Annotated in this window: 12 protein-coding genes; 1 reads left to right on the top strand and 11 read right to left on the bottom strand. The window is 66.7% G+C overall.

The features are described 5' to 3' along the window. Nucleotides 1-78 precede the first annotated feature (78 nt). From coaBC to pyrR, 11 genes are all read right to left on the bottom strand, one after another. Complete coding sequence (gene coaBC / locus ABIA70_RS14835) at nucleotides 79-1,329, bottom strand: bifunctional phosphopantothenoylcysteine decarboxylase/phosphopantothenate--cysteine ligase CoaBC (protein WP_354148340.1); 1,251 nt, start codon at nucleotides 1,327-1,329, stop codon at nucleotides 79-81. Nucleotides 1,330-1,381: 52 nt separating this feature from the next. Continuing rightward, nucleotides 1,382-1,642, bottom strand: coding sequence for a DNA-directed RNA polymerase subunit omega (gene rpoZ, locus ABIA70_RS14830; protein ID WP_354148339.1), 261 nt, complete (start codon nucleotides 1,640-1,642; stop codon nucleotides 1,382-1,384). 39 nt (nucleotides 1,643-1,681) lie between these two features. Beyond that, complete coding sequence (gene gmk / locus ABIA70_RS14825) at nucleotides 1,682-2,254, bottom strand: guanylate kinase (protein WP_354148338.1); 573 nt, start codon at nucleotides 2,252-2,254, stop codon at nucleotides 1,682-1,684. A gap of 47 nt (nucleotides 2,255-2,301) precedes the next feature. Next, the gene (gene mihF / locus ABIA70_RS14820; RefSeq protein WP_354148337.1) at nucleotides 2,302-2,619 is read right to left on the bottom strand and encodes an integration host factor, actinobacterial type; all 318 of its coding nucleotides are present in this window, start codon (nucleotides 2,617-2,619) and stop codon (nucleotides 2,302-2,304) included. Between the two features lie 108 nt (nucleotides 2,620-2,727). Then, nucleotides 2,728-3,612 carry an orotidine-5'-phosphate decarboxylase gene (gene pyrF, locus ABIA70_RS14815; RefSeq protein ID WP_354148336.1) on the bottom strand — a complete coding sequence of 295 codons (885 nt, stop codon included), beginning with the start codon at nucleotides 3,610-3,612 and terminating at the stop codon, nucleotides 2,728-2,730. Next, complete coding sequence (gene carB / locus ABIA70_RS14810; RefSeq protein WP_354148335.1) at nucleotides 3,605-6,964, bottom strand: carbamoyl-phosphate synthase large subunit; 3,360 nt, start codon at nucleotides 6,962-6,964, stop codon at nucleotides 3,605-3,607. Before carB ends, pyrF begins: the two co-directional genes overlap by 8 nt. Further along, nucleotides 6,964-8,223, bottom strand: coding sequence for a glutamine-hydrolyzing carbamoyl-phosphate synthase small subunit (carA, locus tag ABIA70_RS14805; RefSeq protein WP_354148692.1), 1,260 nt, complete (start codon nucleotides 8,221-8,223; stop codon nucleotides 6,964-6,966). The genes carB and carA overlap by 1 nt, the downstream gene beginning before the upstream one ends. Beyond that, nucleotides 8,204-8,734: a PH-like domain-containing protein gene (locus tag ABIA70_RS14800; RefSeq protein WP_354148334.1), complete on the bottom strand. Its 531-nt coding sequence runs from the start codon at nucleotides 8,732-8,734 to the stop codon at nucleotides 8,204-8,206. The genes carA and ABIA70_RS14800 overlap by 20 nt, the downstream gene beginning before the upstream one ends. Continuing rightward, nucleotides 8,734-10,086, bottom strand: a complete 1,353-nt coding sequence (locus ABIA70_RS14795; protein ID WP_354148333.1) for a dihydroorotase — start codon at nucleotides 10,084-10,086, stop codon at nucleotides 8,734-8,736. The genes ABIA70_RS14800 and ABIA70_RS14795 overlap by 1 nt, the downstream gene beginning before the upstream one ends. After that, a complete protein-coding gene (locus ABIA70_RS14790) occupies nucleotides 10,086-11,126 on the bottom strand; it encodes an aspartate carbamoyltransferase catalytic subunit (protein ID WP_354148332.1) in 1,041 nt (346 codons plus the stop codon). The genes ABIA70_RS14795 and ABIA70_RS14790 overlap by 1 nt, the downstream gene beginning before the upstream one ends. Beyond that, nucleotides 11,123-11,710 (bottom strand): bifunctional pyr operon transcriptional regulator/uracil phosphoribosyltransferase PyrR, encoded by a 588-nt coding sequence (pyrR, locus tag ABIA70_RS14785; protein WP_354148331.1) that lies wholly within the window; start codon nucleotides 11,708-11,710, stop codon nucleotides 11,123-11,125. Before pyrR ends, ABIA70_RS14790 begins: the two co-directional genes overlap by 4 nt. Before the next feature lie 100 nt (nucleotides 11,711-11,810). On the opposite strand from pyrR, the gene ABIA70_RS14780 reads away from it, so the two are divergent. Beyond that, nucleotides 11,811-13,115 carry a PrsW family intramembrane metalloprotease gene (locus ABIA70_RS14780; RefSeq protein ID WP_354148330.1) on the top strand — a complete coding sequence of 435 codons (1,305 nt, stop codon included), beginning with the start codon at nucleotides 11,811-11,813 and terminating at the stop codon, nucleotides 13,113-13,115. The last annotated feature ends 96 nt before the right edge of the window (nucleotides 13,116-13,211 follow it).

Here is a 13,211-nt window from a genome sequence, read left to right as displayed (position 1 = left end):
TCAACTACCTTACTGGTTAGGAATCGGACGTCCGGCGGCGTGTGTCCCTGTGCTAAGGAACCCTTGCCGGTCCTGGCGTCAGGCGCGGGGCGAAACGCGGTTCAGCTCGAAGCCGATCCGGTTAATGATGGCGGCCGAAACCTCGGTCTTGGTGCCGGCGGCCAGTTGTGGTTCGGCGCCGGAGCGGGCCAGGATGACTACGGAGTTGGTGTCCTGGCCGAAGACCTTGTCCGTGCCCACGTGGTTGAGGACCAGGAGGTCACAGCCCTTGCGCTTGAGCTTTGCCTCCGCGTAGGCGAGGACGTCGCCCTGCCCGTCACCTGTCTCGGCGGCGAACCCGATGATCAGTTGGTTGCGGCGGACTGAGTCATGTTCCAGGGCCTGGCCGCGCAGTTCCACGAGCTCATGCAGGATATCGGGGTTGCGGACCAGCGTAATCACCGGATCAGCAGTATCCTCACGCTTCTTGATCTTTGTCCCGGAGATCTCCGCGGGACGGAAGTCCGCGACGGCAGCGGCCATGATGACGACGTCGGAATCGGCTGCCGCGGCCAGCGCAGCTTCGCGCAACTGCAGGGCAGTTTCCACTGTCACAACGTCCACGCCGGCAGGGGGCGGTACCTCCATATGGGCGGCGAGCAGCCGCACAGTGGCGCCGGCGTTGCGCGCGGCAATGGCCAACGCGACGCCCTGCTTGCCGGAGGACCTGTTGCCCAGGAAGCGCACGGGGTCCAAGGGTTCACGTGTGCCGCCGGCGCTGATGGTGACCGTCTTTCCGGCGAGGGGAAGCTGGTAGTCCGGCTTGCCCTGGGCTAGGGCCATGGCGGCATCGAAGATGGCTTCGGGCTCCGGCAGGCGGCCGGGACCTGAGTCGGCGCCGGTCAGCCGTCCGCTGGCCGGCTCCAGCACCGCCACTCCCCTGCCCCGCAGGGTCTCCACATTCGCCCGGGTGGCGGCATGCTGCCACATCTCGGTGTGCATGGCGGGTGCAAAGAGTACGGGTCCCCGTGCCATCAGCAGCGTGTTGGTGAGGAGGTCGTTGGCCTGGCCTGTGGCCGCACGTGCCAGCAGATCAGCTGTGGCAGGGGCAACCACGATGAGATCGGCCTCGTGCCCGAGCTTGACGTGGTTGACCTGATGGACTTCGTCAAAGACGCTGTTGGTCACCGGGTTGCCGGACAGGGCTTCCCAGGTGGCGACACCGACAAAGCGGGTGGCGGCGTCGGTGGGGATCACGGTGACGTCATGCCCGGCTTCAGTAAAAAGCCGGAGGAGCGAAGCCACCTTGTAGGCGGCAATCCCTCCCCCGACTCCGAGGACTATGCGCACGTGATCTCCGTCAACAGGTGAGTCTGTGTGGTCTCGTTAATGGACCGCTGCGTTACTCTGCGTGTTCGATCGGCGTGGAAACGAGCTTGCCTTCGTTGATCTCGCGCAGGGCGATGGACAGCGACTTCTCGTTCAGCTTGGTGTCGACCAGCGGGCCGACGTACTCGAACAGGCCCTCGTGCAGCTGGGCGTAGTAAGCGTTGATCTGGCGTGCACGCTTGGCGCCGAAGATCACCAGGCCGTACTTGGAATCAGCTGCCTCAAGCAGTGAGTCGATCGGCGGGTTGATGATGCCTTCAAGGTTCGTGGACACGAATTCTCCAAATTCTAACGGGCTGAACGGTACCGGCAGCTAGTGCGGGTGCGGTGTCAGCCCCATGAGTGAAACAAGCTCGTCCGCTGCCCGGCGAACGTCATCATTGATGACGGTGTGGTCAAACTCCGGTTCAGCGGCAAGTTCTAGTTTAGCGGTTTCCAGCCGTTGCCGCTGTTCGTCGGCCGTTTCGGTGCCGCGGCCCACGAGCCGGCGCACCATTTCGTCCCAACTGGGCGGGGCGAGGAAGATGAATTGTGCATCGGGGACGGCCGCTTTGACCTGCCGGGCGCCCTGCAGGTCAATCTCCAGCAGGACGGACTTGCCGTCGGCGATGGCCTGCTTGACGGTGCTCTTCAGCGTGCCGTAGGTGTTCTGGCCGTGGACTACGGCCCACTCGAGCAACTCGCCGGCTGCCACCAGCGAGTCAAACTCTTCCTTTGACTTGAAGAAGTAGTGGACGCCGTCCTGCTCCCCCGGCCGGGGTGCGCGGGTGGTGGCCGATACTGAAAGCCAGACTTCGGGGTAGTTATCCCGGATGTAGGTGGATACGGTGCCTTTGCCAACAGCCGTCGGACCTGCGAGGACTGTCAGTCCCGGTTTCTTGCTCACGTATTCCTTTGTGCCGGAGTTCGGGTGGGGCGGACCGTGGCACGCCCCTACTTCTCGTCTATAAAATCTACCAGCGCCTGGCGCTGGTGAATGCCCAGTCCCCGGACCCGCCGGGAAGCCGCGATTCCCAGCTGCTCCATGATGGCCGCTGCCCGGACCTTGCCGATGCCGGGCAGGGCTTCAAGCAGCTCCGCCACCCGCATCCGGGCCAGGGCATCGTCAGCGGCGGCCGAGCTGATGATGTCCGCCGCGGAGGTCTGGCCGTTCTTGAGCCTTTCCTTGACCGCAGCCCTGGCTGCACGGGCAGCCGCGGCCTTCTGCAGGGCAGCTGTGCGTTCCGACGCGGATAAGGGTCGCAGGCTCATAGAGGACACCCCCGGTGTGACGGATGCATCCAAGGCGGCCGCCATTGGACTTGTCCAGAAACCTACCCCTTGGGGGTCGGCGAATCAATGCATCCCGGGAACCGGCGCCTATTCGCCCCGGAGGCCGTCCAGGGTCCGCAGCGCTGCTTCCTGGAGCCCGCGCAGGCCGGGACCGGCTGCCAGGATATCCCGGCTGGAGGTTCCCAGGACCTGCGGGTATGCATCGCCGAATGTCCTGCGGAGGTCCGACGGTGTTGCACCCTGGGCACCCAGTCCGGGGGCCAGGATGGGACCGCGGACGGCTCCCAGATCCACCTGCAGGTCGGAAAGCGCCGATCCCACCGTGGCTCCCACAACAAGGCCTACCGAGCCCAGCGCACCGGAATATCGCAGGTTCTCGGCAGCGGCTGCCTCGACGACCCGCCGGGCCACGGAATCGGCTCCGCCCACGTGCTGCACGGATGCGCCCTCCGGGTTGGAGGTCAGTGCCAGGACGAACACTCCGCGGCCGGTCTCGGCAGCGAGGTCCAGCGCAGGCCTCAGGGACTCGAAGCCCAGGTAAGGGCTGAGGGTCACCGAATCCGCCGCGAGCGGTGAACTGTCCCGGAGCCAGGCGTCCGCGTAGGCGGCCATGGTGGAGCCGATGTCGCCGCGCTTGGCGTCGGCGATGGTAAGCACCGAGCCGTCCCGCGCCTCGGCAAGGAGTTCCTCCAGGACGGCCATTCCGGCTGATCCGTGGCGTTCGTAGAGCGCCACCTGCGGCTTCACCGCGGCAGCGAGGGAACCTACGGCCTCCAGGACCGTCAGCGAGAAACGCCGCAGGCCGGCGGCGTCGTCGTCCAGTCCCCATGCCTTGAGCAGCGCCGGGTGGGGGTCGATGCCCACGCAGAGCGGACCGCGGGCGGCCATGGCGGCGCCGAGCCGGGAGCCAAAGGACTCCCGGCCGGCAGTGCCGGACCCGGCGGCGGTTCCAGTTGCGCCGGACTCAGGCATTCTGCGAAACCGCTGAATCGAGGGCCGCAGTCTGCGAAGCGGCGTTCTGCGCGGCCGCATGCTGCGAGGCGGTCAGCGCCGCAGCGTGCTCCTGCAGGCTGGTCACTGACCACTCGTAGGTGCGCATGGCCTCGATTGCCTGGACGGCCGCGTTGAACTCGGCCACCGTGGTGATGCAGGGAATGCCGATGGACGTGGCGGCGGCCCGGAGTTCGTAGCCGTCGCTGCGGGCTTCGCCGCCGGACGGGGTGTTGAAAACCATGTCGATCTCGCCGGCAATGACCAGGTCCGCGATGGTTCCTTCGCCCTCGGCACTGCTCCCCTCGGCGACCTTGCGGACCGGGGTGGCCTGGATGCCGTTGCGGCGCAGGACATCGGCGGTGCCGCCGGTGGAGACGATCTCGAAGCCGAGATCGGAGAGCCGCTTGACGCCCATGATGACTGAGCGCTTGTCCCGGTTGGCCACCGAGACAAAGATCTTGCCTTCGGTGGGCAGCGCGTTGTTGGCGGCGGCCTGGCTCTTGGCGAAGGCGGTGTCGAAGTGCTTGTCGATGCCCATCACTTCGCCGGTGGAGCGCATTTCGGGGCCGAGCAGCGAGTCCACCACCTTGCCCTCCAGTGTGCGGAAGCGGCTGAACGGCAGGACAGCTTCTTTGACCGAGACCGGCGCGTCCAGCGGCAGCGTGGAGCCGTCGCCGGTTTCCGGCAGCATCTTGTAGGCGGTCCGGAGCTGGTGGATGGTGACGCCGGTGCCGATCAGGGCGGCGGCCTTGGCCATCTGGACGCCGGTTGCCTTGGAGACGAACGGCACGGTGCGGGAGGCACGCGGGTTGGCTTCCAGGACGTACAGGACGTCGGAGGCCAGGGCGAACTGGATGTTGATCAGGCCGCGTACGCCCACGCCCTCGGCAATGGCCCTGGTGGCGGTGCGGACGCGTTCCAGGACGTTGTTGCCCAGCGTGATGGGAGGCAGGACGCAGGCGGAGTCACCGGAGTGGATACCGGCTTCCTCGATGTGCTCCATGATGCCGCCGAGGTACATGTCCGTGCCGTCGAAGAGTGCGTCGACGTCGATTTCGACGGCATCTTCGAGGAACCGGTCGATCAGGACCGGGTGGTCCGGGGTGATCTCGGTGGCGTTGGCGATGTAGCGGGAAAGGTTCGGCTCGTCGTACACGATCTCCATGCCGCGGCCGCCGAGGACGTAGGACGGACGGACCAGGACGGGGTAGCCGATCTCGTCAGCGATCTTCTTGGCGTCCTCGAAGGAGACAGCGGTGCCGTTCTTCGGGGAGATCAGCCCGGCGTTGTCCAGGACGCGGGAGAATTCGCCGCGGTGCTCGGCGAGGTCGATCGCTTCCGGGGACGTGCCGAGGATGGGCACACCGGCGTCGGCCAACTGCTGGGCAAGCTTCAGCGGGGTCTGGCCGCCCAGCTGCACAAACACTCCCATCACGCCGCCGGTACGTTCCTCGGCCGCGATGACCTCCAGGACGTCCTCAAGCGTCAGCGGCTCGAAGTACAGGCGGGTGGAGACGTCGTAGTCGGTGGAGACGGTTTCCGGGTTGCAGTTGACCATGACGGTCTCGTAGCCGGCCTTGCGCAGTGCCATTGAGGCGTGGACGCAGGAGTAATCGAACTCGATGCCCTGGCCGATGCGGTTGGGGCCGGAGCCGAGGATCAGGATGGAAGGCTTGGCGTGCAGCGCAACCTCATCCTCCTCGTCGTAGGAGGAGTAGTGGTACGGCGTGTAGGCGGCGAACTCGGCGGCACAGGTGTCCACCGTCTTGTAGACCGGACGGATGCCCAGGGCCTGGCGGACGCCGCGGACCACTGCCTCGGAGTTGTGGGTCAGGGCGCCGATCTGCTCGTCGGAGAAGCCGTGGCGCTTGGCCCGCTTGAGCATCTCCACAGTCAGGGAACCGGCCTGGCGGATCTCGTGGGAGATCTCGTTCAGGAGCTGGAGCTGGTCCAGGTACCAGGGGTCGATCTTGGTGGCTTCGAAAAGCTCCTCAACACTGGCGCCGCCCAGGAGGGCACGCTGCACCTGGTGCAGGCGCTCGGTGGTGGGCCGTTTGGACTTCTCGATGAGCTCCGCGACTTCCCATTCGGGAACGGAGCTGAAGTCCAGCTGGGAACCCTTCTGTTCCAGGGAACGGAGGGCTTTCTGCAGCGCCTCGGTGAAGTTGCGGCCCATCGCCATGGCCTCGCCCACCGACTTCATGGTGGTGGTGAGGGTGTCGTCGGCGGCCGGGAACTTCTCGAATGCGAAACGCGGAACCTTGACCACCACATAGTCCAGGGTGGGCTCGAAGGACGCGGGCGTCTTCTGCGTGATGTCGTTCGGGATCTCGTCCAGGGTGTAACCGAGCGAGAGCTTGGTGGCGATCTTGGCGATGGCGAAGCCGGTGGCCTTGGACGCCAGTGCCGAGGACCGCGATACGCGCGGGTTCATCTCGATGACCACCACGCGGCCGGTGTCCGGCTCGACGGCGAACTGGATGTTGCAGCCGCCGGTGTCCACGCCCACTTCCCGGATGACGGCGATGGAGATGTCGCGCAGCCGCTGGTATTCGCGGTCCGTAAGCGTCAGGGCAGGGGCGACGGTGATGGAGTCGCCGGTGTGGACGCCTACGGGATCGAAGTTTTCGATGGAACAGACGACAACCACGTTGTCGTTCTTGTCCCGCATCATCTCGAGCTCGTATTCCTTCCAGCCGAGGATGCTCTCTTCGAGCAGGACCTCGGAGGTGGGGCTGTACTGCAGGCCCTGTCCGACGATGCGGCGGAGGTCGCCTTCGTCGTAGGCCAGGCCGGAGCCGAGGCCGCCCATGGTGAAGGAGGGCCGGACCACCATCGGGTAGCCGAGGTCTTCGGCGGCTTTGAGGGCCTCGTCGATGGTGTGGATGATGTGGCTGCGGGCCGATTCGGCGCCGCAGCGTTCCACCACGCCCTTGAACTTTTCGCGGTCCTCGCCGAGCTCGATCGCAGCGATGTTCGCGCCGATGAGTTCGACGTTGTACTTCGCCAGCACACCGTTCTTGTCCAGGGCGATGGCGGTGTTCAGTGCAGTCTGCCCGCCCAGGGTGGGCAGGATGGCGTCCGGCCGCTCCTTGGCGATGATCTTCTCCACCACCTCGGGGGTGATGGGCTCGATGTAGGTGGCGTCGGCGAACTCGGGGTCCGTCATGATGGTGGCGGGGTTGGAGTTCACCAGGATGACCCGCAGGCCCTCCTCCTTGAGGACACGCAGTGCCTGGGTTCCGGAGTAGTCGAATTCGGCGGCCTGGCCGATGACGATCGGGCCGGAGCCGATGACCAGGACGCTCTTAAGGTCAGTTCTCTTGGGCATTACTTCTTGTCCTCAGTCTTGGAGTCGGTGGTGTTCTGCGCGCCGGCAACGGCTGCTTTGGTCTCTGCCATGAGGTCGATGAAACGGTCGAACAGGTACGCGGCGTCGTGCGGGCCGGCGGCCGCTTCCGGGTGGTACTGGACCGAGAAGGCGGGGATGTCCAGGCAGGCAAGGCCCTCGACGACGTCGTCGTTCAGGCTGATGTGGCTGACCTCCACCCGGCCGTAGCGCTCCTCCGGAGCCTGGGTGGCGCCGTCGAGCGGTGCGTCCACGGCGAAACCGTGGTTCTGGGAGGTGATCTCCACCTTGCCGGTGCGCCGGTCCAGCACGGGCTGGTTGATGCCGCGGTGGCCGTAGCGGAGCTTGTAGGTGCCGAAGCCCAGTGCGCGGCCCAGGATCTGGTTGCCGAAGCAGATGCCGAAGTACGGGAGCTTCTCATCCAGGACCGAGCGCAGCAGCTTGACCTGCGCGTCGGCGGTGGCGGGGTCGCCGGGGCCGTTGGACATGAAGAAGCCGTCCGGGTTGACGGCGTTCACTTCCTCCAGCGTGGCGGTGGCCGGCAGGACGTGGACGCGGACGCCGCGCTCGGCAAAGCGGACGGGGGTCATGGCCTTGATGCCGAGGTCGATCGCGGCGATGCTGAAGCGCGGCTCGCCCTCCCAGCCGTGGTCCTTGGGTTCCACCACGTATGCCTTGTCCACGCTGACTTCCTCAGCGAGGCGGGAGCCTTCCATCGGGGCACTCGCCAGGACAGCGGCCAGGAGTTCCTTCTCGGTTGCCTGGGCGGCCTCGCCGGAGAAGACCCCGGCGCGCATGCTCTTGTGCTCGCGCAGGTGCCGGGTGATGGCGCGGGTGTCCACGCCCTGGATGCCCACAATCCCCTGCTCCACCAGTTCCTCGTCCAGGGAACGTTCGGAGCGCCAGTTGGACGGGCGGCGCGCGGCGTCCCGGACGATGTAGCCGGCCACCCAAATGCGTCGGGACTCGGCGTCGTCGCTGTTCACGCCGGTGTTGCCGATGTGCGGCGCAGTCTGCACCACCAGCTGGCGGGCATAGGAGGGGTCCGTGATGGTTTCCTGGTAGCCGGTCATGCCGGTGGCGAATACCGCCTCGCCCAGTGCCTTGCCCTGCGCGCCGTAGCTGGTGCCACGGAAGATGCGGCCGTCTTCAAGAACGAGCGCTGCCGGGGTGGAAGGGACCGAAGTCGCTGAGTCTGCTGTCACTGTTTCTGTCACTGTCTTACTTTCCACTATGGGGATCCTGGGAATGTTCCTGGTGGGTGGCGGCGATCAATTGCTGAAGGGAGTCATCGAGGGCGGTTTTGTCCGCTGCCCTGCGGGTGCGGAAGCCGGTATCCAGTTCGTGGCTCCCGAGGTGCCAGGTGAGAACCAGGAGGCCTTCCTTCTCCACGAACTTGCCGGCCATTCCGCTTTCCTGCCGGACCCCGGTCAGGCTGGCTGCCGGGATGTAGAGCGCGGGTGCGCCGGAGCGGTCGAAGAGGACGCCATGGGAGAAGACGCTGAGGACAGCGTTGGTCCGGAGGCCGAGGCCGTGCACGGCGATCCGGTCGAGCCAGTCTCCTGCCGTGGTGGAGGCAACGTACTGGCCCTCCGCGCGGGCAACCGGTACACCGGCGGCTTCCGGCACGGCCGGCAAAGGTGCGACGTCGGCCTGCCGCCTGAGGCGGTTACGCCAGCCGATCCCGATCAGGACCAGCGCGACGGCGACCAGCGCCAGGGTGATGACCAAAGTGAGGGTCTGGTTGTTCATCAGGCGGCGCCTGCCGTTGACTCGGCCGGATGCCGGTAAGGGGTGTTGAGCTTGCCGTCCAGGACGGTGGGGTGGCCCTTGTAGAACGTGGCCACCACCTTGCCCGGCAGCTCCAGTCCGGCGAACGGGGAGTTCCGTCCCATGGTGGCCATCTTGGCGGGATCCACGGTCCAGCGGGCGGCGGGGTCCACAAGAATGATGTTGGCGGGCTCGCCGGCTTCGAGGGGGCGGCCCTGATCAGACAGCCTGCCGATCTGCGCCGCTGCGGTGGAGGTCACGCGGGCGAAGTCGGCCCAGGTCATGAGGCCGGTCTCGATCATGGCGTGCTGGACCACGGACAAAGCCGTTTCCAGCCCGGTCATGCCCATCGCGGCCTGCGCCCACTCGCATTCCTTGTGCTCGCTGGGGTGCGGCGCGTGGTCAGTTCCCACTACGTCGATGGTGCCGTCGGCAAGGCCTGCCCGGAGGGCCTGGACGTCCGCGTCCGTCCGCAGCGGCGGGTTGACCTTGTAGACGGGGTTGTAGCTGCGGACGAGGTTGTCCGTGAGCAGCAGGTGGTGCGGGGTGACCTCGGCGGTGACGTTGATGCCGCGCTGCTTCGCCCAGCGGATGATTTCCACGGAGCCGGCGGTGGAAACGTGGCAGACGTGCAGGCGGGAGTTCACGTGCTGGGCCAGCAGGACGTCCCGGGCAATGATGCTTTCCTCAGCAACGGCCGGCCAGCCGGTGAGACCCAGGACTGCGGACACCTCGCCCTCGTTCATCTGTGCCCCGGCGGTGAGGCGCGGTTCCTGCGCGTGCTGGGCCACGACGCCGTCGAACGCCTTGACGTACTCCAGCGCACGGCGCATCAGCACCGGATCGTGGACGCAGATGCCGTCGTCGGAGAACATCCGGACCCGGGCGCGGGAGTCTGCCATGGCGCCGAGCTCTGCGAGCTGCTCCCCGGCAAGGCCCACCGTTACAGCGCCGACCGGGCGGACATCCACCCAACCGGCGGCGCGGCCCAGGCTGAAGACCTGTTCCACCACGCCGGCGGTGTCCGCCACCGGCGTGCTGTTGGCCATGGCGTGCACGGCGGTGTAGCCGCCCAGTGCGGCGGCACGGGTGCCGGTCTCCACGGTTTCGGCGTCCTCGCGGCCGGGTTCGCGCAGGTGTGTGTGCACGTCCACCATGCCGGGCAGGGCCACCAGGCCCGCAGCCTCAATCACCGTGGCGCCGGCCACGTCAGGGCTGGTTGCTGCGCCGGTCCCCCGGGCGGCGATGACGCCGTCCCGGATGAGCAGGTCCTCGGCTCCGGAGCCCAGGACTGCCGCGCCGCGGATCAGGTAGGTTCCGTTGTTCTCTGCCATCAGTGGCTCTCCTTGGTGGAATGGGCGCCCGCGAGGGCTGCAGTGGTGCGGGCGGCGCCCGCGGTGGCAGCTGGTTCGCGGGTGTCCCCGGAGAGCAGCAGGTACAGGGCGGCCATCCGCACCGAGACGCCGTTGCGCACCTGCGCGAGCACGGTGGAACGGGGGGAATCGGCGGCGGCGGCGGAAATCTCCAGTCCCCTGTTCATGGGGCCGGGGTGCATGATGATGGTGTCCTTCAGCCCCAGGCTGTCCAGGGTCCGGAGCCGGTTGTCATCGAAACCCCAGCGCCTGGAGTATTCGCGGGTGGAGGGGAAGAAGGAGGCGTTCATCCGCTCGCCCTGGACCCGCAGCATCATCACCGCGTCCACCCCCTTTTCCAGGGTTTCGTCCAGGTTGTAGCTGACCTTGCACGGCCATTGTTCGACGCCGATGGGCAGCAGCGTGGGCGGTGCCACGAGGGTGACTTCCGCGCCGAGCGTCCGGAGCAGCCAGACGTTGGAGCGGGCAACGCGGGAGTGCAGGACGTCGCCTGCGATCGCCACGCGCATGCCGGTCAGGTCTGCTCCGGTGGAGCCGGTTCCGGCCAGCCTGGACCAGTGCCGGCGCATGGTGAAGGCGTCCAGCAGTGCCTGGGTGGGGTGCTCGTGGGTGCCGTCGCCTGCGTTGATGACTGCGGCGTCGATCCAGTCGGTGGCCGCCAGCCGGTGCGGCGCCCCGGATGCCCAGTGGCGGATCACGACGGCGTCCGCCCCCATGGCTGCCAGAGTCTGGGCCGTGTCCTTGAGGGACTCGCCCTTGGAGACCGAGGAGCCCTTCGCCGCGAAGTTGATGACGTCGGCGGAGAGCCGCTTGGCGGCAGCTTCGAAGGAAATCCGGGTGCGGGTGGAGTCCTCGAAGAAAAGGTTCACCACGGTACGCCCGCGCAGGGCGGGGAGCTTCTTGACCTCGCGGTCACCTACGGCGGCCATTTCCTCGGCGGTATCGAGGATGCGGACGGCGTTGGTGAGGCTGAGGTCTTCGGTGGAGAGGAGGTGTTTCATGCGCCGCCCTCAATGACCACTTCATTGATGGGCGAGCCGTCGGCGGCGGTGTCTGTTTCCGCCAGCCGGACCCGGACCTTCTCAGCGGACGAGGTGGGCAGGTTCTTCCCTACGTGGTCGGCCCTGATGGGGAGCTCGCGGTGGCCGCGGTCGATCAGAACGGCCAGCCTCACGATGCGCGGCCGGCCGAGGTCGATCAGGGCGTCGAGGGCGGCGCGGATGGTGCGGCCGGAGTAGAGGACGTCGTCGATCAGCACCACAACTTTGTTGTCGATCCCGGTCCGCGGCAGCTGGGTGGGCAGCGGCGGCCTGGTGGGCTGATGGGAAAGGTCATCGCGGAACATGGTGACATCCAGCTGGCCGACAATGGCGGCGGCGTCAACGGTGGGATCAGCGGCGGCGATCTTCTGTGCCAGCCGGACTGCCAGCGGGTAGCCGCGGCGCGGGATACCCAGCAGGACCAGGTCTTTGGACCCTTTATTGGCCTCGAGGATCTCATGGGCGATTCGAGTAAGTGCACGGTCAATGTCCGCCTGGTTGAGGACAACCCTGGCTGGAACCGGTGCGCTGGTGACAGCAGTCAACTCTTGTCTCCCCTTTCCCCGCCTCACGGGACGGAATTAAAAAAGGATCATTTGCGTTTCAAAATTACCACACCGGCGGCGGCGCAATAGGCTTTCCAGTATGTCGATGCACCCTCAGCAGCCCCATTCCGGCGAGTCCGGCCATACCGGTGAAGGCGGCGGCCGGCCCGGCCTGTCAGCAGGATCACAGCCGGCCCTGGCCCGGCAGGCCAACCCCAGCTGGATGGGCCGGGTGGAGCCCAGGTTCTACCGGCCGGCTCCCGGCAACGCGGGCGCTCCCCTTCCGTCCGTGGGCCCTCCCCTGCAGGGCGGGGTGGACTCGAATGGCCGCATGCGGTCGGCCGGCCTGCTGGCACTGATGGTGGGCGGTGCCGCCCTGGTGTTCCTGAGCCTGTTCCTGGTGGTGCCGTTCCTGCTGGCGAACACCGGCGTGGGCGGCTTCGGTGTGGGGTTCGTGGTGTCGTTGATTCCGCTGACCGCCGTGCTCCTGACCGTCCATGCGATCGACCGGTGGGAACCGGAACCGAAACGGCTGCTGTTTTTTGCCTTTACCTGGGGTGCGGCGGTCTCGGTTGCGGTGACGCTGCTCATCCAGCCGGTCTTTGCGCTGACCTTCCAGTTCAGTGACGTGGCGGATCTTCAGACGTACATGGCCACGGTCCAGGCCCCGGTGGTGGAGGAGTTCGCCAAGTCCCTGGGCCTGCTGGTGCTCCTGCTGCTGGCGCGGAAGCACTTCGACGGTCCGGTGGACGGTGTGGTGTTTGCCTTCACCATTGCCGGCGGCTTCGCCTTCACCGAGAACATCCTCTACTTCGGGCGGGCCATCGCAGAGTCCGCCAGCCCGGCAACAGATCTCGCCCAGATCTTCCTGCTCCGCGGCGTGATGTCACCTTTTGCGCATGCCATCTTCACCGGCACCACCGGCCTGATCATGGGTTTCGCGGCCCGCCGGTGGCATTCGGGCGCCTCCGTTGCGGCTTTCTTCGTGGGGCTGCTCCCGGCGATGCTCCTGCACAACAGATGGAACAGCATGGGCGAGGGTTTCCTGGGCGAGTACATCCTCATCCAGGTGCCGATCTTTGTCCTCGCCGTCATCGGGGTCATCCTGCTCCGGGTCGCGGAAAACCGGCTCACCCGCCAGAGACTCCTTGAATATTCCGCAGCAGGCTGGTTCAGCCCGGCCGAGGTGGAACTGCTGGCCACACCGCGCGGCAGGCGGACTGCTTTGCATTGGGCAGCCGGGTACAACCGCAGGCCGCAGATGAAATCGTTCCTGCAGGCCGCCACCCAGCTGGCCTTTATCCGCCAGCGGATCCTCAGCGGCCGGGACATCGCGCTGCACCAGGCGGAGGAGCAGCGGCAGCTGCACCGGATCATCGTGCTGCGCGCCGCCGTCGCCGGCTAGATGTACTAACCCGGTTGGTTGGTGACGCGGTGGATCGGTGAGGCGCCTTTGAGTGCGGTGTGGGGCCTGCGGTGATTGTAGTACTCGATGAAGTCC

It is taken from the genome of Arthrobacter sp. 754 (genome assembly GCF_040548695.1).
Lineage (GTDB): Bacteria > Actinomycetota > Actinomycetes > Actinomycetales > Micrococcaceae > Arthrobacter.
The sequence above is the reverse complement of the archived record's forward strand: the minus strand, read 5'-3'. Positions and strand labels throughout refer to the sequence as shown.